The following is a 19,232-nucleotide window of genomic DNA, read 5'->3' as shown; positions in this document are numbered from 1 at the left end:
ATGTTCGCCGGCCTGCTTCAGACTCGCCTTGGCCTGATCGGTCTTGCCTTCAGTCTCGAGCGACTTGTCCCCCGCGATCTTGCCTGCGCTCTCCTTGAGTTTCCCCGCGGCCTTTTCAGCCGCGTTCCTGATCTTGTCAGCCTCACTCATTGTTCCCACCTCACGTCAGTCGAAGCTCGTGACGCTGCACCAACTGATCGGATCTTCAGCGTTCCGGGCGAGCCCCTTTTATTCTGACGATACTCTCGCGGCAAGGCCACGACAATGAACTGGACACCAGCTCCGCTTTCGTGAATCAACTCGCGCTGAGGATCCCGGCACCGGCAACACTCCCGCCAAGCGGCTGAAAACGACAGCGTGAACGGATGGCGCCGGCGACCACGGCGGATAGCTTTCCTATGCGAGCGAGCGTGGCGCGTTGCCTGCCTTCCCCGGTTCCCCGCCGAATGATGGGAAGGTCCCGGACCGCTACACCACTCCTCGCCCTCTTCGGGGTCGATCTGCACCCCGTTGCCATACACGGCACCACCGGACGGGCTCTTCCCCGATATGCGGGAGAACTGATATCGCCCTCAATCGCCTGGGCACCAAGTACTACGAGTGAAACCTCCCGACGGCCCTCACTCGGGTCGGCGGGAAGCCCGAAAGGCGTTTTGCTTCACTCCCCCAACACCCCGCCCAACTGCGGAGATTTCGCCACTCCGTGGGACGCCACCCCGTCCGGCGTCACCCCGACACGCAGGGATAGGTGCCGCTGCTCAGAACGACCTGACAGCAGCGAACGAAGCGATCGCAGATTCCAGACGGTCAAACATTAAGTGACGATGACGGGTCTGTCCAGCTAACCGCCCACGAGCGACGCTGGCGTGTGTGCCGACGATCCCCTACGTGTCAGGGTTGGGGGCCCGGTTAGGTCTTGCTCAGCCGGAGGACCGCGCGGATCACAGAGGGGGTCTAGTATTTTCGATAACGGACAGATGGGCTGAGCACGGGGTGGGTGCCATGAGGAGCCGAAATAGCGGCGCGCGCGGGGCGTTAGTGCTCGCCATGATGGTGGGCACCTCATTGCTCATGTCCGGGTGCACACCGGCGCTGGCTGGTCGGCCTCAGATTGATGCCCCTTTTTCTGCTGACATCACCGACCGGCTCGATGCTGCCCTCATCGACGCGATCGCGCTCTCTGGTTCATCTGGCGCTGTGGCCGGGGTTTGGGCGCCGTGGGCCGGCCACTGGGTTGCCTCCCCTGGAACCACGACGATCAACGGGGCAGTCCCCCTCCGCACGGACATGCGCTTCCGGATCGGAACGAACACCACGGCGATGACCTGCACAGTGCTGCTGCGCCTCGTCGACGAGGGCCGGGTCGCGCTCAGCGACCCGGTCAGCACCTACCTCAACCATGTCGTCGGTGTGGGCGACATCACCCTCGGCCAGCTCTGCCAGAACACATCCGGCCTGCCCGATACCAGCGCGGCACTCACCGCGCAGTTCGTGAGCAATCCCACTCGCCAGTGGCCACCCATGGAACTCGTCTCGAACAGTCTGGCCGGTGCCCGCCTAACCGCGCCCGGCGGAGCCTGGGCCCACTCGGACACGGGCATCGTGTTGCTCGGAATGGCACTCCAGGCTGCCACCAACCAGGACTGGGCCTCACTGTATCGGCAGTACCTCTTCGACCCGCTCGACTTGAACGACACCTCCTTCCCCGCTGCCACCGAGCTGGAGATCCCCGGACCACACCCGCACGGATACGCGACGGCGCTCACAGCCACCGGCCAGATGGTGTGCGAGAGCCTCTACGACGACACCACACTCTCCACCTCCCTGAGCGGGGTCGCCGGCGGTATCATCTCGACACTGGACGACATGAAAATCTGGACACAAGCCCTCGCCGACGGCAGGCTCCTCTCCAGCACGTCCACGAAAGCGCAATGGGCGGCCGGCCCGCGAGGGACGGACTTGCCCTCCTGGCAGAATCACGGTCTTGGCACCGAACAATTCGGACCATTGCGTGGACACGGTGGCACTATCCCCGGTTTCATCTCAGCCACATTGTCCGACCCGACATCCGGACTCACGGTGGTGATCATGCTCAACAACTCCAGCGCGGGCGGCGCCTTCGCCCAGACCCTCGCCCGGCGCCTAGCCACAATTGCGTCCACCGCCCCCGCGGCACCCACCGCGACGGTGCCCCCATCGACACTGCCCTGGTCGGAGGAACAAACCGTCACCACCCTCCAGGCCACCGCCGTATGCCAACTACCCGCCGCCCCCGTTAGATAGGTGAACCAGTTGGACATCATCGTGGACACCCGTCACTGGATCGGTCGCGCCCGGACCCTTCTCGCAACGCGGATAACACCTGGCCCGGCGTGCTCTCCCCTATTGGACGATAACTCGTCCGAGATGGCGACCTCGATGGCGGCCTATCTTGGGTTCAGACACCCCTTTAGATGGCGGGACTGATGGTCAAGACCTACCGGCTGGGCGGTTCGCAATGCGCGGCCAATGTGGTTTTCGGTTTGATGACGACGCGCGGCGATCGCTGATCGCATACGACCACAGACCCTTGGAGTCAACCATCTAGACGAACTACGGTCAAAGCGAAACGTGCGTGATCGATTGCCTCAGCCCCGCTGGCAGGTGCAAGCAGACCAAGCAACCTCCGCCGATAGTCTTCGCCCAAAGTAAGACGTAGAGCGGTTCGGCACGGATGACCGCCTCCTGACCGCATTCGGATCGAACGTGGTCCGCAAGGCGGGCGATGTGCCACATGTCTCCATTGTCGTAGAGTTTCTGGGCGAGTTCGGGAAACCGCAAAGATTCGGCAATGACCAGCCGGTGCAACCCGACCATCTGGGCCGAGTGCAACCGGTAGACGATACGTACCGCCAGAGAATCCGATGTGTCCTCACCCAGAGGCCGCCGTTCGACAATTCGCAGCTTTGCCCCCCGACAACGGACCGTCCTCCCGGCGCGACGGCAGCAAGATCCGGGGAGTCTCGTGGCAGCTCCGACGCCACGGAATCCGGTGACCAAGTATCCGTGCGCTGGCGGTTCCCCTGTTTTCGCCGACCTCGCCGAGAACGGTCCGACAATTTCCTACTTCGTGGGCTTTTGCATGCTTTCCGCAGGTGTGCTCAGTGCAGCCGGTCTCGCCGTTGCCTTTGACGTCGACTCGGTGCGCGGAGCAGTCACTTTCCTCGCAGCAGTGAGACCGACGTGCCGCCGCTGTGACTTGAAATCGCCGACTTCACGGCAGTAACTGCCCAGAACATGGGTACCAGCTACTTGGACTGGAGTACCAAAAAGGGCTACTCGCCAGCGGCGGCCAAGAACGCGGAGAATGTCGTGACCAAGCGGATCATCGGCCACCTCGACGAGATTGTTTTCACGTCCCTCAGCGGGTGCGGGAGATTAACCAAGGCACCCGTCGCGCTGCCGATTCGACCCGGGAACCAGGCGTCAAGCTCAGAGGCGCGGAGCACTGTCCGGCGTTGCGTGTCGGGGCTACGACACCTCGCTAAACGACGCTAAGGACACCGACTCCAATACTTCATCCCTTCGCGTCCTGATCGGTCTCAATGATCATTGCGAGTCGGTCAAGTTCGGCCGCGGCGTTTTCGCCCTCTGCTGACATCATCACCGTCGTTCCCGAATCTGCTCCGAGAGCCATGATCGCCAGAATGCTCGTTGCATCAACCGGTTCACCGTCTCCAACTGAAATGGTTATGGGGAGGCCGCACTTCTTAGCGGCTGAAACAAAGACGTGAGCGGGACGAGCATGCAAACCTGATGCAGAACGTACCGTGGCGAGTCGTTGGGGCATTGGAAGTTTCCTATCGCGAGATGCTTGTGAGTCTGGGGGTTCGGGTGGAGGACGGTTCTGCATACCATCGCAAGAGCCGCTCGACTTCCGCTTCTACTAGGCGATTGCCCTGCGTGAAGTACTTTCGGGAATCGACGACTTCGGGATTTAGCTCAAGAAAGTCCTTGATGGCATTCGTGAAGATGACGTTCAAGTGGGTCGAGACATTCACCTTCGTTATTCCGGCCTGGATTGCCTCTCGCATTCCTTGATCGCTGACGCCCGAGGAGCCATGCAGGACCAGAGGAACGGGCACTGCGTCTCGAAGTTCACCGATCAGTCCGAGGTCGAGGGTCGCTCCGCGTGTGGTCATGGCGTGGGAGGAACCAACGGCAACAGCGAGCAAGTCGACCCCGGTTGCGGCGACAAATCGGGCCGCTTCCGCCGGGACTGTCCGTGCGATCGGGTCATGCACTCCGTTCTTGCCGCCGACTTCACCAAGTTCTGCCTCCACAGATACGTTTCTGTCGTGGCAAAGCGTGACGACATCGGAGGTTGTCTTCTGGTTCACGTCGAATGGAAGCTTCGATCCATCGAACATCACAGAGGTGAATCCCAGGTCCACGGCTTCAAAGATGAGATCCACGCGCTTGGCATGATCGAGGTGAACGACGACAGGTACCTCTGCTTTTCTGGCAATGGCCAGGACACCTGTTGCGATGGGGGCTAGACCTCCATGGAAGCTGACGGCATTCTCGCTAATTTGCAGGACCACTGGGCGGCGGGCGCGCGTTGCTGCAGATACGAATCGTTCGGCGCTTTCCAGATGAACGACGTTGAAAGCGCCGAGGCCGCTGCCATCCGACGCACACAAGCGCGCGGCGGCCTTAAGGCTAAAGAGGGACATGGATCTCTTCCACTTCTACTTGGCTCAGGAATCTTGCGTAGGACGCCAGGTCCACGACTCCGGCGACGGGAGCCACGACTGCGGCAGCGGACAACGCGACGGTCTGTCGGAGGTGGTCCGGCACGATTTCGGCGAGGTTTCCACCAGCGGCTACGTGCTGGAGCAACAGGGCAAGTGCCGCAACGGCTGCGTCACCGGCGCCAGTTGGGTTGCCGTGCACGATTTCCGCTGGAGCGGCTCGCCACGCTCGCACCCCTTCTCCTCTCCCGGTAACCACGACGAGCCCTTCTTCCCCGCACGAGACAGCCACGGTGCCTGCGCCTCGAGCAATGAGCGATCGGGCACCGGCGACGACATCGTCGATCCCTGTGGCCTCCCGGAGTTCCTCTTGGTTGGGCTTCAGCAGGTCGGCACCGGAATCCGCAGCCGCACCCAGGAGCGGGCCCGACGTATCAACGAGGATGAGCGCGCCGGCGCGGCGGGCCGCCGACACGAACCCCTGGACATGCCTCGCCTGGGTACCGGGCGGAAAGGAACCAGAGAGCACAACGACGTCTCCGGATGAGCACCTGGTTGAGATCTCGGCCGAAATCCGATCCCAATCGTTCCCGGAAACGCGCGGCCCGGGCTCATTGAGGAGGGTCGTGGAGGATTCATCAACCACTACCGTCGTGCAGCGAGTCTCCCCCTCGATCGGTGTCCACTGCTGTTCGATCGGATAGGAGTCGAGCAGCTGAGAAAGGGACTGTCCGTTAGCTCCCCCCAGAAAACCCGTGGTCTGGGCTGCGTGTCCCAGTTGCGCTAGGACGCAGGCGACATTGACCCCTTTCCCTCCTGCGCGTCGAGTGACGCTGTCAACCCGATTCACTCCGCCCCAGACGGCGTGCGGAAGGCGGTAGGTGACGTCCACAGCGGGGTTGGGTGTCACTGTGATGATTGCGCCCGCAGCATTCCCGTCCTGCGCCATGGCTACTCGCCCCCGCCAATGCGATAGAGGATTTTCAGCATCGTCCCATGTGCTTCACGAACATCGCGGAACGGGAGCGTGCCATCCGTGAGTTCGTAAACTTTGCTGATGAGTGGTGCCACCTGAACCGCGCCGGAGTGGATGAGCCGAATCGCTTCCGCCCATTCGTGGCCGGGGAATGGTGCCGAATAGGACATCCAGGAACCGGTCACGCCGAGTTCGCCGCGGAGGATGTTCTCAAAGACTTCGGGCTTGAGCACGACATCTCGCGTACTAGTTCCCACGAACACGACCTGTCCGGCCTTGCCACAATATTGAAGCGCCTGCGCCTGAGTCGCTGAGTTCCCTGCGGTTTCGATGCAAACCGCGGGCAGGTCGTGGACGGCGAAGTAGTCGTCCACCTTTGTCCCCGTTCCAAGAACGGTCGCATCGGCTCCGAGATTGCGGGCCAGTGTCAGCTTTTCGTCCTGGATGTCGACGACGATGACTTCTCCGGCGCCATGGGCCTTGAGCGCCATGACGGTCATCAAGCCGATCACGCCTGCGCCAAAGACAGCGACCCGGGCACCTTGTGGAATCTTGACTCGTTCGATTCCATGGATTGCGATGGTCAGCGGTTCGACGAGAGCGGCATCGCGAAGCGACATCGACTCCGGAAGTGGCAGGACATTCTGTTCTGGCACGTTGACAAACTCCGCCAGCGCTCCCTGGCGGCGTGACCCGATGAAGCTGTAGTCCGAGCACAGTGCCGGGCGTCCGTGGTGGCAGTACTTGCAGTCGCCGCACGGCACGAGTGGAGCGACGACGACGGCGTCGCCGGGATCGACAGATGTCACTCCCGGGGCAACCGAGTCGACGACGCCGGAGAATTCGTGGCCCAACACCTGCGGGAAGGCGTGCACTCCTCCTTCGAAATAGCGGGGAAAATCTGACCCGCAGATTCCGCAGTAGGCGACCCGGACCACGACTTCGCCCGGGCCAGCGATCGGTTTCTCCATGTCGGTGAGGACGAGTTCTTCGATTCCGGTTACGGCAAGGGCCTTCATGCTCTGACGGCTGGGTGAGGTAGAGGTGGGTGTGGTGCCCGGCACCGATATGACTGTCATCGTCTTGACGCCGCTTTCTGAGTGACGGGTAGTGCGACGCGGTAGAGCGTACCTCTCTTGTACTTCAGGTAGGTGTAGACGAAGGACCCGATATAGAGGAGGAAGATCACGAAGAACCCGATTGAGACATCCCAGGTGAAGCCCTTGGCCATCAAGAAGGTAAGCGGGTTACCGCCCTGGTCGAGGGAACCGACCTGATCGGCCTTGCCGAGCAGGTTGACCCGTTCCGCCAGACTCGTCTGCAGGACGACCATTTGGTTGGCGATCCAGATCGTGATGTACATGATGACTGATCCGGAAATCAAGGTGCGGAAAAGGTTGCCCTTGTGGACGCCGACCGCCATGGCCACGAAGAAGCCAATTGTTGCGAGGTCTCCAAATGGGAGCACCTTGTTGCCCGGAACGATGAACGCAATGAGGATGGTCAAGGGCACAAACATGAGTCCGGCAGCAACAACCTGTGTGTCGCCCAAGAGAAGTGCAGGGTCGAGGCCGACCTTGTAATCGCCGCTCTTGAAATGTTTCTGGAGCATCTTCTGTGCGGCCGCGGCGATCGGCAGGAGTCCCTGCATGATGAGCTTGACGACCATGGGCATAAGAAGCATTACGGCACCCATCTGGACACCCAATTGAAGTGCCGCACCGACCTGATATCCGGCCAAAAGGCCGATAGCGAGCCCAAGGATTGTGCCGACTATCAATGGTTGGCCAAAGACGCCGAACCGTTGCTCAAGCTTCTCTGTCGTTAGGTTGATCTTGCGAACGCCCGGGATGAGTTCGATGAGGTCATCGATAGGAGATGCCATCACGCCCATGGTCGCGGACGATCCGTGAGGGATGGCTACGCCATCGAGTCCAAAGTAGTTGTCGGTAACAGACCCGAATATGTCGCCGAGCTTGTAGGCGATTGCTGCGTGAATCGCGACCGCAGCCATGCCCACCCAGACGTTTCCGGTGGCTATCTGAACAATGATGCCGGTGAAGGCCATGTGCCAGATGTTCCAGATGTCGACGTTGACGACCTTGGTCATCTTGGTGACGAGCATGAGGACGTTGACCACAATGGCGATCGGAATGGCGATCAGGCCCATTGAGGATGCCCACGCCATGGGCGATGTACCTGGCCAGCCCAAGTCGATGACGTTGAGACCGACTCCGAAATGCTTGGCCATGTCGGATGCGGCGGGACCGAGGTTGTTCGTCAACAGACCGATTACGAGGCCAATCCCGACGAAACCCACACCGATCGTCAATCCCGACATCAAAGACTTTCCAAATCCCTGACGGAGACACAACCCGATGATCATGATCACGAGCGGCAGCATGACGCTGGGGCCGAGATCCACGATGTACTGCAAGAAATTCATAACTCGTCCTTAAGTTGAATTGCTAAATGGATGGCGCAGTATCGCTGGATTCTTGAAGGCCCCCACAGCACGGAGCCGGCCTCGAGCTGATTCAGCTCGAAAGGGCGTCGAGGACCTTTTGCTCGGTCGCCTCGAGATTGATTCCGGAAATGAACGCGATCCCATGAATGACGGGCGTGCCGTAGTCAGTGGTTACCCGCGCGGTTGTGACGATCAGATCGACATCCGCAGCCCGCATCGCGATCTCCTGGATTCGGCACTGTTGCACGTCCACATCAATGTGGTGGAGCTGGCAGAGGGTACGGATCTTGTCAGCAGCGACTGTCGAGGTTGCAACGGCTCCACCGCAGGCGACGAGAATTGTCTTCATGATGATCTCCTATGACCTAAATGTTGAGTTTGAGCGTGACGAGCTCTTGAACGTCCTCGTCTGACGACGACGACATCAGGGCAGCGACGAATACAGGGTCCTGAATTGCTTTGATGGTCTCGGACAGGAAAGCGAGGTGACCGGCAGCACTCGTGAGAACGAGAAGCATGATCAGGGACACCTGGACCAGGTCATCGTCGTCGCCACCCATTTCTCCAAACGAAATCGGTTTCGCAAGAGTGGCCACCGCGATGGTGTCCTTCAGGACATGGGACGCGTCGGTGTGCGGAATCGCGACGCCACCGGGAACAGGAAGTCCGGTCGGGAATTCCGCCTCGCGATCCTTCAAAGCCTGCGCGTAGTCCGCGGTGACATAACCGGCAGCGTAAAGGTCGGATGCGACACCGTTGAAGAACGCATTTTGATCGACGAACGACGTGTTCCGATAGATGAAATTCCGGTCCAGTTTCATGCGTTGCCAATCTCGTGAGCAATCTGGATATCCGCGCCAGCTTTTTGCAGTGCCAGGACGGTCGCGCTCGGCACGGCCTCGTCTGTGATGATGAGGTCGACATCCTCAGGAATCGCCGTCTTATGGGCCGCGACGACATCGAACTTGGTGTGGTCGGCGAGCAGAACGACCTTTTGACAGTGCTCCATGGCCAACGTCGAGAACGATGTCTCGAACATGTTGTGGTTCGTTATTCCAGCGCGAGTGTCAATGCCAGCGCAGCCAAAGAAGCCGATGTTCATGAACAAGTGGTCCATGTTCCGGGCGCCGAAGGGGCCATAGAGCGAGTTCTCATTCGTCCGGACGATCCCGCCCGGGATCATGATTGAGATGCTCGTATTGGGGATGAGCAGGTTGACGATCGGGAGCGTATTGGTCACCACCGTGATTCCCTCAAAGAGGAGGAGCTCTTCGGCGACCATGAAACTCGTGGTCCCGTAATCGAGGAACACCGTGTCTCCAGGCTGGATGAGGCCAGCGGCGAGCCGCGCAATGGCCTTCTTCGCTTCAGCATCTTTCGCCTTGCGCAAGTCGTACGCCGTCTCGACATCGCCTGAGGTCAGGATGGCTCCGCCGCGCACCTTGGTCAGAAGACCATCGCGTTCGAGTTCGTACAGATCCTTGCGGACCGTTTCACGGCTGACCTCAAGCACCTTGCTGAGCTCGCCGATCTCAACAGTCTCATTGGCCCGGAGCCGGGCCAAGATGCGATCGTGCCGCTCTTTGAGATTCATGTTTTTACCTCCCGCAAGTGGTCGCCAGCGACCTGTCAAGTGCGCTTTGCAGCAGCTTGGCGCTTGACAAGTAACTATTGTCTATCGCCAAGTCTATGTCAAATTATAGAACGTCAGTAGCGGCGCAATGGCGCGCTATACGGGCGGGCGACGTGGCCAGTCACAAAAATGTCTAGCCGCCCCCGAACGTGGCCCGCTTCAGCCTTCTCCCAGCGAATCCCGATTATCGAGAATCCACAATTTCAGTTGCCTCCAACAAACCATCACGATTACGAGGAGAGAACATGCCTTTCATCACCGTTCCCAGTCACAACGGGTCCGACGTCGAGTTGCACTATGAAGACGCCAGCGCCGGCAAGCTCGTCGTACTAATCCACGGCTGGCCCCTCAGCGGAAGATCTTGGGAGGGTCAAGTACCCGCGCTGGTCGACGCCGGTCACAGAGTTATCACGTAAGACCGTCGCGGGTTTGGCCAGTCATCACAGCCATGGAACGAGTATGACTACGACACGTTCGCCGCCGATCTGAAGGCCGTTCTCGACACTCTTGACCTGCGGGACGTCACTCTGATCGGATTCTCGATGGGAGGCGGCGAGCTCGCCCGATACGTGAGTACGTACGGCACCGATCGCATCGCGAAACTCGTCTTCGCCAGTGCAGTGCCGCCGTACCTCTGGAAATCAGATGACAACCCGGATGGAGGTGTCGACGCCGAACTCGCCCAATGGTTCCACGACGGCTTGACCGGAGACCGGCCAGCATTCCTGCACGAATTTCTTCAGATGTTCTTCAGCGCCGGCAAGCCGTCGCTGATCAACATGCCGAAGGTCAGCACCGAACAAATTGCCTACAACCTCGATATCGCCCAAATGGCGTCACCGAAGGGAACGCTCGACTGCACAACCGCATTCGCCACGACGGACTTCCGCGATGACCTGACGAAAATCACCGTGCCGACCTTGGTAATACACGGCGACTCCGACACCATCGTGCCATTCGAGGTCAGCGGCAAGCGCACTCACGAAGCTATCTCGGGCAGCGAACTCGTGGTGATCGAAGATGCCCCTCACGGTGTCACCGTTTCACACAAGGACGAATGGAACCGCCACGTGCTTGCCTTCCTCGCGAAGTAGCGGAACCGACGAGGGCCCTCGCCGGTCCGCGAACGCGTCATCGGGAACAACCTTGGGACTCTTTGACGGCATCCTGTGATCGCTAGGCGGCGCATCGAGCTGGGCCCGCGGAACTCTCAGTTCCTTGCACATTCACCCTTGGCGCTGTTGCACAGTCTTCGCCAAAAGGCAATGGGAGATATGAAAAGAGGCCCCACCGATGCCAGAACCACTCACGGTCTACACGCTGCCGAATTGCATCCAATGCACCCTGACCAGACAAGCACTCGACAACGCCGGCCTGCATTACGAAACCGTCGACCTCGTCCACGACCAGGCCGGCGCCGACTTGGTCACCCAACTCGGCTACAGATCCGCACCCGTCGTGATCACCGACGCCGACCACTGGACAGGGTTCAGGCCCGACAAGATCAACGCTATCGCCGCAGCGCACGCCGCGGCACTCACGCTGCTCTCGAAGGAGGAGAACGCGTGATCAAGCCCAGGCCGGTCTCGCCCCTGATGACGCCGGCCGAAGTACGCGCAGCTCAATCGACCCCTGTCGTTTATACGTTCGATTACGTGACAACACGATCCCTCGCGCGCTGGAATCAGAATCTGTCACATAGCCAGTCATCTGTTCTCCGTGTCGCGAAGGCTAGGCGCTCGGCCAGCGTGTCTAAGATCCCAGAAACTTTGGCGACCCCATCTTGGGTACTGAATCGGATGCCTCAGATCCGCACAAAGCGGAAACGCACGTCACTCGGCAAGCGTGCGATGCGACAGCAGCTCCCTGCGATCATGGGACGAGCCAAGGCTGAGTCATATCTGTGGTCGGCGCTGTCGGTGCGGAGGCAGATATTGCCACCCCACCACTTATTATTTGCCGGATTGACCCCTCGGGCACCGTGGTGACCGAGGGAGCACAAGCCGCCCGCGACGGCTTAGCGGTCTGCGGGCGGCGCGCTCTCCTCAGCCCCCACCGTCATGACCTACTGGCTGAGACGGCTCAACGATGAGGCTATTGCGGCTCTGTCCGCCGACTGGGTGCCTATACCGACATGGAGCCAGGAATATTCTTAGCCAAGTACATAGCGGAGTCGGCGTCACGAAGCAATGCCGATGGCTCTGTTGTGGCAGAATCTGTCACGGCGAAACCAATGCTCACGTGGACAGGCATGAACCAGCCCTGGGCATCCCATGGCGTGGAGGTCGCGGCCACGACCCGAGCCGCCAACTTTTCGGCATCGCCGACGCCACCGAAGTTCTCGCAGAGGATCACGAACTCATCCCCACCGAAGCGCGCCACCGTATCGGTGGGGCGCAACACGCTGGCTAGTCTCCTCCCAAACTCGATAAGGATGTCGTCGCCCCCGCCGTGCCCGAGAGTGTCGTTGATGATCTTGAAGTCGTCGATGTCGAGGTACATCACGCAGACCATTCCACCGTTGCGCTCAAGTCTCGCCAGCGCCCCCACGAGGCGGTCCGCGTAAAGGGCACGGTTGGGCAACCCGGTCAACGCGTCCGTGCGGGCCGACCTGCGCAGTGCGAGGACAGACCCAGCCAGTTTCCCCTGGTGACGAAGGATGTCCAGGACGTCAGCGGAGAACACTCGCGCATGGTGGTCGAAGATTGCCACGCTGCCCAGAACCACGCCGTTATCGACAAGCGGGACGCCCGCGTATGAACCGATAATGCCGCTGAGTACCATCGGGTTCTGGCAGTAGACGGGATGCGCAGCGGCATCGGGGACTGTCGTGGCCCGACCCGTGTCAACCACCTCCGCACAAAAGGACAGTGCGTCCGGTACTGACGTGCATTCTGCCCCGACACCAACCTCCGCCGCGTAGGTCTGCCGGTCCGCACTGACGATGTTCACGACGACGATCGGCGCCGCGCAAGCCAGGCGCAGGGTGGCAACCACCGCATCCAGATCAGGGTCAGCCATGGACCCTCGTAGGTCTGCGTCGGCGACAACCTTGAGCCGGCGCGGATCACGCACCCCGGTGATCACACCCTCGAATAGGTCCGAGTCATCAATGGGCGACGTCACTGACACTGTCACGGCGAAATCCTCCGGTTCACCGAGGCTCACCCGGACGCTCCTGGTCGATCTTCACGAACCCTAATTCTACGACACTGGATGACCCTGGCCAGCTCTCGGTGCACCTGGCCCCAGTCCGGCTGCATGAACACACTCTCACGTACCCCGCGGCCGGGAAACAGCGCGAGATACACCTCGCCTTCAGACCTCTCGGCAACGTCATCGCAGCCCATCCCCGCCCGGTCAGAACGAGACGAACGAAACTGCACTCCGAGGGCCAGAATGGGCCGTCATCGGTGCCCTCGATCACCTTGGGGTCAAGCATCGTTCAAAGTTCGGCACACCCAGGTCGTCGTCCTTGTCGGCCACACTTTGCGCACGTCGTTTGTTGGACTTTCAGAGGATCCGGTGGCCTGCCTGGTGATCGCCCAACTGGATGCCCGGCCGGCGGGTAAGAGCGAGCTGTCACCCTCGTATCTCGCCCCTGTTGCACAAGAGTTGGGGGTGACTTCGCCCCGGGACCGGGCGAGACGGGCGGTCAGGACCAGCCGCGGGCGGCCGCCAGCGCGTGGACGGAGTTGGCGACGGTGGCGGCGTAGCCTCGCACTCCTGGCCCCGTCGTTGCCGTGGCCGCATCCGCAAACGCCGCAGCCATGTTCGTTCGGATGTGGGCGACCCGGTCGGCGGCCACGTCGGCCCGGATGCGAAGTTTGGTGGCCGCTTTGAGGAGTTCGGGCAGCCCGATGGCGTCGATCGTGTACTCGTCGTCGACCTTCATCGCGGAGCGTAGCGGTTCCGCCGCCGGATATGGGGCGTGGGTACCCACGTCATAAGGCGGCGCCAGGGTCGCCCGACGGCCGGAGAGAAGCATGGAGAAGTTCTTGGCGTGGGCGTCGGTACACGCGGCGCTCACATTGAACACCAAAGCATCAAAGAACCGGCGGCGGCTGTCGGCCTGGTCCCGGGCGTCGGAGAGATTGTCGAACAGTCCTGCTATCTGGTTGACGCCCGGGCCACCGTCCTGCTGATACTTCATGTCCGGGGCCACAGACAGCGCCTGGCACAGGTCCTCTTGGTGCAGTCGAACCCACCGGCCGCCGACCTTCCGCCGGTCGTACCGGGTAGACACGAACACCCGGTGGCCTTGGTCGGTGGTCATCAGCTCGTGCTGGGACACGGTCAGGCCCAGTATCCGGGCCGCGCCCAACGTCACGTGCTCGTTCACGTCATGGTCGGTGTACGGCGCGACGGCCGGCTTCAAAATATGGGTCGTGGGGGTCGAATCGTTCGGGGTACCCCAGGAGCCGTCGTCGAAGCGGAACAGGGCGACCTTGGGTTGGGCGCCAGGCAGGGACCAATGCATGTCGGCGCGGCTACGGCCCCACGTGTCGGAGTGTTCGATGAGGTCCGCGATGACTTCACCCACGTTGGCATTCGTGAGCGGTGTGACATCGCCCTGCCGGGTTGCGGCATCGGTGGAGTCCTCACCAGGCGGTAGCACCTGAACAGCACCAGCGGAATCCCTGCCCACATGGGCGAGGAGCCCGAAAGCGTTGCGGGGCGAGGTCTGATAATCCCGGGCAAGCTGGGCGAGTTTCGTAGGACTGTCCGGCAGGAGACCCTGCAGGAACGGCATAACGACGCGCGCCGGGTGCTCTCGGCGGGCCACCGGCATAGACAGGGAAACGGGCGTGGGAGCTGCCCGGCGGCTCGCGCCGTAGTCATCCTCGTACCGGAACGTGGTATTGCCGTGGCTGGTCTGGCGCAAGGTGCCCGCGCGGGTACCGTCGAGGTACACGCTCAGTTCACGGGTCATGGCCTGTCCAGATCCGCGAACACGTCGTCGAGGGCCGTATCCTCGTCGGCCTTCATCTCGGCGAGTTCGAGGCCCAGGTGCAGGGTATGTAACACAGTGAAGACGCGGGACAGGGACACACCGGGCTTTCCGGACTCGAAGCCCCCCAGCCACTCACGAGACACGCCGGCCGCATCGGCCGCGGCCTGCTGCGTCAGCCCGAGCGCTTCGCGCTTCTGGCGGGCAGCCGCACCCAGATCCCGGGCGTTGTAGACGTTCAAGCTTCTCCCCTCGAGTGCGGATCATCGACCACACTCAGTATTATGGATTATTGTCCACATCCCGTAAAGTGGGTTATTGCCCGCTTTTACCCAAGCGAAACATCGCTCACCCCGGTCAACCGATTAAATAAGTATGCCGCTGTGGCCTTGCAACTGGCGGCATCCTGTGATCGCTAGGTGGCACATTGAGCTGGCTGCGCGGGACTCTAGAAAAGGTCACGTCCCGCTCAGTGATGGAGTTTCTCGACGCCGTGCGGGTCAGTTGATTTGATTACGCAGCACTGAGCTCGGGAATGGGAATCACCCCCGTCAGCGTGCCGGCGTCGGGGGTGGTGAGGGCGGTGTTGAAGGCGTCCAGCTGGCGCATGGAGTCTTCGGAGAGGTAGCGGCGGGCGCCGGCTTCCCACTCGTCGTGTTGCTCGACGAGGACGGCCCCTGCGAGGCGGAGCCGGGCTGCGGGTTGGGGAACACGCCCACGACGTCGGTGCGGCGTTTGACCTCTCTGTTGAGTCGTTCGATTAACCGGCTCTCGTTGTCAGGTCACGGGGATTGGGGTTTTGGTGTCAACGTCGGACTTGGCGGAGGTGGCTGGTGAGGGCTGCCGCGGTGGTGGCGTGCCTGGCTGCTTCGCCGTCCCAGCCGCGAGCGCTTCAGCACCAGAGGCGAGCCAAAGATCCTTGGCGCCCCAGCCGCGGCCTGGATCGACACACCAACCTCAACCATCCAGGCAGAACAAGCCAAATGAACTCACGCTCGCCTCATTCAACTGGACGTTGGGAGGTGGCGTTCGACTCGACTGTCGGTGGGTCCCGTGAGAATGGATACATGAAGATCGTCATGGTGCCGCCTTTGCTCTGCTCCCCCCTCGCGTACGCGCCGGTGATCGACACTGTCTGGTCCCACGGTCAGGTCACCTTGGCCGACACCCGCCATGACGACACGATCGCGGCAATGGCTGAACGGATTCTCCGCGAGAACGCCGGAGAATTCGCCATTCTTGGTACGAGCATGGGAGGGTACGTCGCCTTGGAAGTCGTCCGGCAAGCACCCGACCGGGTCACCGCCCTCGCACTCGTGAGCACGTCCGCCCGAGCCGACACCACGGAGCAGGTCAAGGCGCGGTCCAGCCAATCCGCACTCGTCGAGGACGGGCATTTCGACGCTCTCGTCGAGGCCGCCTTCCCCGGCGTCGTCGCAGCAGACAACGAGTCTGACCAGGCATTGCTGGCCACATGGCGGGCAATGACGGCGCCAATTGGCCCAGGCGCCTTCCTGCGCCAGCAGCGTGCTGTCGTTCAGCGCGCTGACCTCCGCTCGATGCTGCCGTCGATAACGTGTTCAACAGCGATCATCCATGGGGCCTCAGATCGCCTCATTCCCCTCGACGCCGCCGAAGAGACAGCCGCCGCAATGCCCGCAGCCACATTCACCATCATCGAGGGCGCCGGCCACTTCCTGTTCCATGAACGGCCCGCCGCCGCACGAGACGCCGTAGACACATGGCTCGACTCATCTAAATAGCTGAATCGCAGCCATGTGATGCCGCCCGATGGCGGTCGCCACCGGGCCTGCGTGTGTCCGGGACGCCTCGGCAAAACCTTCTGCACCGCCCGATGCGACTTCGGGGTAATTCTGCGTTTCCGGACTTGGCAATACGTCCGGACACGTCCGTTCAACCGGTTAAGCGAACGCCGTAAGAGGGACGCTTGTCGCGCCAGATCGTTATGGGGCTGGCCTCGAATATTCGGTAGGGTGCGGAAATGGCACTGCATCCGATTGACCGCGTCCCGAAAGTCATCGCTGAGCTGCCAACTCTCTAAGGTGGATCGATGCCCTACGTGTCGGGGTGAGCTGAGGCCAGTAGCTCAGAGCAAGTCCGCCGTTTGACGTAGGGCGAGAATCAGGAAGTCCCCCCATGTCCAGCCCATCGTTGATCGCCGTGCGCGACGATAGTTCCATGAACAACAGCAGTCCCGGCCCCCGCGCGGGCGGCCCCACGCCCCGGCGCTCGTTCACGCCGAAGCAGAAACTCGACCACCTCGCCACGTATGAGGACGCCATCTCACGGAACGGGGGCGGCGCGTATTTGCGGGAGCAGGGGATCTATTCCTCGCAGATCACGGAGTGGCGAAAACTGCGAGATGCGGGCGTGCTGCAGGGCAAGAAACCTGGGGAGAAGATCGGCCGGCTCACGCCCGAACAGGCCGAGATCGCGAGGCTCCGCCGCCAGCTGGACCTGACCGAGCGACGGTTGGAAACGACGGGGGTGGCGTTGGAGATCATGTCAAAAATGCACGAGCTACTCGAAAATCTTTCGAAGAGCTCGCGGGACGAAACACCGCAGACGAAACCGTGATGACCACCTACCGCGACCTGACCGGCCGCGGCGTTCCGACCCGGACGGCCGCCGTGCTGGTCGGGTTGCCCCGGCGACCGCGACCCGGACGCCGCGCACCCGGACGCCCCGGCCGGTGCGGGTGCCGGCGAACCGGCTCGATGTCCTCGAGCGGGCCCGGATCCTGGCCGTGGTGAACTCGACCCGGTTCGTGCACTTGCCGCCGACCGCCGAAGTCGTTGAGGGCAATGACCGCAACGGGAATCGTTGGGCATCCATCGACATGACCTGGAATGGTTAGCCGGCCAACACGCGGCGAGAAGTTCGAAAGTTGACGTTGAGAGAGACCTTCCGAACGCGAATCGCGCCCCGTCCGCTCGAAGCGGAGTTGTGTCCGTAGGGAACCTTCAACGGGCCGGGCGGTCATACGGGCTCAGCCGCGTGCCCCGGTGTGATTGGTCGAGATCGGAACTGACCCGCAGCGCTGCAGTCCAGCCTAAGGTCGGACCATCGGAGGACCCGATCATCGCGCCAGTCACGGGGAACGGAGGTTGGTGGGTCTCCAGGGCTCGTGACCGTGGGAGAGCCAGACCAGTTCTGGATTCAGAGCGCGTATGAGCAGCTGGCCTTGGGTATGTGGCTCGTCAAGTTCACCGAACCAGACTGCGGTGTCGCCGGCAACAATCAGCTGTCCCTCGCCTGTGTCGACGACGACGATCTGCGTGCCGCGGCTGTGGCCAGGCGCCGGTAAGAGGCGTAGCCCTGGAAGCAGCTCGAACTCGCCTTCGACCGGCATGTAGCGCGGGCCGGGCGGGTCCACCCATTCGCGGATCGTGTAGTTGTCCTCGGAGCGGGCATCGGCGAGTTCCTGGCGCTGAACGTAGATTGGCTTGCCGGTGAAGAGTTTGTTGCCGCCGCAGTGGTCGAAGTGTAGGTGCGTGTTGACGACGATGTCGACGCTGTCAAGGTCGAATCCCTGTTCGTTCAGGGGACGGAGGCGGGGATCAAGATCTGCCACCGCCGGGTGCAGCTCGGTCATGCCGGTATCGACCAGGACGCGCGCATTGGGATGGTCGATGACGTGTACATAGATTGGCATCACCTCGCCCGCGGCAAGTAGATCGCCAACGTGGATGGGCGTGATTCGGATCGGGGAAGGGACGGTCATAATTGAACTCCCGTGCGAGATGTCGATGCAGCGAGCGGCCGGCTGAGGACCGGGATGACGATGGCGGCGAGGAGGTGAGTGCCACGAGAACGAATTTGGTCGCAACTTCCTCTGGCGTGTGCCAACCAGTAAAGCGGATACCGAACGCGTCTTCAAGGATATTCCGCACCTGCCGTACTAGTGACTGGTCACCATCAACGCGCACCCGGATAGTGGGTAAGCGCCCGTAAGACGGAGCCCTTGCGGTTCAAATCCACGAGCCGCAGGGCGATCGTCGGGCATGGTGCTCGTGTGTCACAAGGGGAACCCGTATTGGAGCACGGTTTCATGATTGAGAAAGCGGCTTCGTCGGCCTGATCGGGCACTGCCTGAAGTGGCTTCGCGCCCCGCCAATCTGCTGGCACGCCGCCCGTGTCTGTCCCTGCCGCAGTGGTATCGGGCTGATGAACTGGGCAGCCAAGGCCTGCCCTATCCGCTGGAACGTCGCCGGCACCGGCGCCTCAGGCCGGGAAACGTGCTCGCGCACCGGCCCAATCGGGTGGGCGGGTGCCGGGCGTCGATGAGTCAGTGTCTGGCGTGTTTGGCGCGGGGGTGCGCATACTGGATTCATGCTTGACGATGAGGTGCCCCTCGCGTGCGTGAGTTGTGATCGTCGGCTCGAATCCGCGGGCACTCTCGCGCACCCTTACCTGTATTGTCCCCACTGCCACACCGCCGTCCTGACCGG

General features: G+C 61.7%; 19 protein-coding genes and 2 pseudogenes. 6 read left to right on the top strand and 15 right to left on the bottom strand.

What is annotated here, in order from left to right; all coding sequences use genetic code 11:
• Window positions 1-150 (bottom strand): CsbD family protein (locus tag E3O48_RS16315; protein ID WP_134540518.1); only part of this gene is annotated, 150 nt, incomplete at its 3' end.
• Between the two features lie 1,047 nt (window positions 151-1,197).
• On the opposite strand from E3O48_RS16315, the gene E3O48_RS16310 reads away from it, so the two are divergent.
• Window positions 1,198-2,283 carry a serine hydrolase gene (locus E3O48_RS16310; protein WP_166788735.1) on the top strand — a complete coding sequence of 362 codons (1,086 nt, stop codon included), beginning with the start codon at window positions 1,198-1,200 and terminating at the stop codon, window positions 2,281-2,283.
• A gap of 315 nt (window positions 2,284-2,598) precedes the next feature.
• Here the strand turns inward: E3O48_RS16310 and E3O48_RS18415 are convergent, their stop codons facing one another.
• The 9 genes from E3O48_RS18415 to E3O48_RS16270 form a co-directional block, all read right to left on the bottom strand.
• The gene (locus E3O48_RS18415; protein ID WP_370250271.1) at window positions 2,599-3,039 is read right to left on the bottom strand and encodes a TetR/AcrR family transcriptional regulator C-terminal domain-containing protein; all 441 of its coding nucleotides are present in this window, start codon (window positions 3,037-3,039) and stop codon (window positions 2,599-2,601) included.
• A gap of 517 nt (window positions 3,040-3,556) precedes the next feature.
• On the bottom strand, window positions 3,557-3,829 hold the full coding sequence (locus E3O48_RS16305) for an HPr family phosphocarrier protein (protein ID WP_134540512.1): 273 nt from the start codon (window positions 3,827-3,829) through the stop codon (window positions 3,557-3,559).
• A 10-nt stretch (window positions 3,830-3,839) separates the two neighbouring features.
• Window positions 3,840-4,715 carry a class II fructose-bisphosphate aldolase gene (locus E3O48_RS16300; protein ID WP_134540509.1) on the bottom strand — a complete coding sequence of 292 codons (876 nt, stop codon included), beginning with the start codon at window positions 4,713-4,715 and terminating at the stop codon, window positions 3,840-3,842.
• The gene (locus tag E3O48_RS18240; RefSeq protein WP_134540506.1) at window positions 4,702-5,682 is read right to left on the bottom strand and encodes a 1-phosphofructokinase family hexose kinase; all 981 of its coding nucleotides are present in this window, start codon (window positions 5,680-5,682) and stop codon (window positions 4,702-4,704) included. The genes E3O48_RS16300 and E3O48_RS18240 overlap by 14 nt, the downstream gene beginning before the upstream one ends.
• 2 nt (window positions 5,683-5,684) lie before the next feature.
• The gene (locus E3O48_RS16290) at window positions 5,685-6,728 is read right to left on the bottom strand and encodes a galactitol-1-phosphate 5-dehydrogenase (protein WP_134540503.1); all 1,044 of its coding nucleotides are present in this window, start codon (window positions 6,726-6,728) and stop codon (window positions 5,685-5,687) included.
• A 56-nt stretch (window positions 6,729-6,784) separates the two neighbouring features.
• The gene (locus E3O48_RS16285) at window positions 6,785-8,155 is read right to left on the bottom strand and encodes a PTS galactitol transporter subunit IIC (RefSeq protein WP_134540500.1); all 1,371 of its coding nucleotides are present in this window, start codon (window positions 8,153-8,155) and stop codon (window positions 6,785-6,787) included.
• A gap of 91 nt (window positions 8,156-8,246) precedes the next feature.
• On the bottom strand, window positions 8,247-8,525 hold the full coding sequence (gene gatB, locus E3O48_RS16280) for a PTS galactitol transporter subunit IIB (RefSeq protein WP_134540497.1): 279 nt from the start codon (window positions 8,523-8,525) through the stop codon (window positions 8,247-8,249).
• Window positions 8,526-8,541: 16 nt separating this feature from the next.
• Window positions 8,542-8,997, bottom strand: a complete 456-nt coding sequence (locus E3O48_RS16275; protein ID WP_134540495.1) for a PTS sugar transporter subunit IIA — start codon at window positions 8,995-8,997, stop codon at window positions 8,542-8,544.
• Entirely contained in the window at window positions 8,994-9,770 is a 777-nt protein-coding gene (locus E3O48_RS16270; RefSeq protein ID WP_134540492.1) for a DeoR/GlpR family DNA-binding transcription regulator, read from the bottom strand. Before E3O48_RS16270 ends, E3O48_RS16275 begins: the two co-directional genes overlap by 4 nt.
• Before the next feature lie 284 nt (window positions 9,771-10,054).
• Here E3O48_RS16270 and E3O48_RS18410 point away from each other — a divergent pair, with 284 nt between their 5' ends.
• The 3 genes and pseudogenes from E3O48_RS18410 to E3O48_RS16260 all read left to right on the top strand — a co-directional run bounded on the left by E3O48_RS18410 (window position 10,055) and on the right by E3O48_RS16260 (window position 11,378).
• Window positions 10,055-10,225 carry an alpha/beta fold hydrolase gene (locus E3O48_RS18410; RefSeq protein ID WP_370250266.1) on the top strand — a complete coding sequence of 57 codons (171 nt, stop codon included), beginning with the start codon at window positions 10,055-10,057 and terminating at the stop codon, window positions 10,223-10,225.
• 12 nt (window positions 10,226-10,237) lie between these two features.
• A pseudogene (locus E3O48_RS16265) lies at window positions 10,238-10,903 on the top strand (alpha/beta fold hydrolase); the annotation flags it as partial.
• Between the two features lie 199 nt (window positions 10,904-11,102).
• Entirely contained in the window at window positions 11,103-11,378 is a 276-nt protein-coding gene (locus E3O48_RS16260; RefSeq protein WP_134540490.1) for a glutaredoxin domain-containing protein, read from the top strand.
• Between the two features lie 555 nt (window positions 11,379-11,933).
• Here the strand turns inward: E3O48_RS16260 and E3O48_RS16255 are convergent.
• The 4 genes and pseudogenes from E3O48_RS16255 to E3O48_RS18405 form a co-directional block, all read right to left on the bottom strand.
• Entirely contained in the window at window positions 11,934-12,977 is a 1,044-nt protein-coding gene (locus tag E3O48_RS16255; RefSeq protein ID WP_134540487.1) for a sensor domain-containing diguanylate cyclase, read from the bottom strand.
• A 487-nt stretch (window positions 12,978-13,464) separates the two neighbouring features.
• The gene (locus E3O48_RS16250; protein ID WP_134540484.1) at window positions 13,465-14,742 is read right to left on the bottom strand and encodes a HipA domain-containing protein; all 1,278 of its coding nucleotides are present in this window, start codon (window positions 14,740-14,742) and stop codon (window positions 13,465-13,467) included.
• The gene (locus E3O48_RS16245; RefSeq protein ID WP_134540481.1) at window positions 14,739-15,002 is read right to left on the bottom strand and encodes a helix-turn-helix domain-containing protein; all 264 of its coding nucleotides are present in this window, start codon (window positions 15,000-15,002) and stop codon (window positions 14,739-14,741) included. Before E3O48_RS16245 ends, E3O48_RS16250 begins: the two co-directional genes overlap by 4 nt.
• 271 nt (window positions 15,003-15,273) lie before the next feature.
• Window positions 15,274-15,521: pseudogene (locus E3O48_RS18405) on the bottom strand (transposase); the annotation flags it as partial.
• A 306-nt stretch (window positions 15,522-15,827) separates the two neighbouring features.
• Here E3O48_RS18405 and E3O48_RS16235 point away from each other — a divergent pair.
• Together E3O48_RS16235 and E3O48_RS16230 are read left to right on the top strand one after the other, a co-directional pair.
• Window positions 15,828-16,523 carry an alpha/beta fold hydrolase gene (locus E3O48_RS16235; protein WP_166788733.1) on the top strand — a complete coding sequence of 232 codons (696 nt, stop codon included), beginning with the start codon at window positions 15,828-15,830 and terminating at the stop codon, window positions 16,521-16,523.
• 409 nt (window positions 16,524-16,932) lie between these two features.
• Window positions 16,933-17,358, top strand: a complete 426-nt coding sequence (locus E3O48_RS16230) for a hypothetical protein (protein WP_134540476.1) — start codon at window positions 16,933-16,935, stop codon at window positions 17,356-17,358.
• A 514-nt stretch (window positions 17,359-17,872) separates the two neighbouring features.
• Here the strand turns inward: E3O48_RS16230 and E3O48_RS16225 are convergent.
• Complete coding sequence (locus E3O48_RS16225) at window positions 17,873-18,505, bottom strand: MBL fold metallo-hydrolase (protein ID WP_134540474.1); 633 nt, start codon at window positions 18,503-18,505, stop codon at window positions 17,873-17,875.
• Window positions 18,506-19,232: the final 727 nt, after the last annotated feature.

This window comes from Cryobacterium sp. HLT2-28, assembly GCF_004402495.1.
GTDB lineage: Bacteria > Actinomycetota > Actinomycetes > Actinomycetales > Microbacteriaceae > Cryobacterium > Cryobacterium mannosilyticum.
Note: the sequence above shows the minus strand (reverse complement) of the source record. Positions and strands in the feature narration are given on the sequence as shown.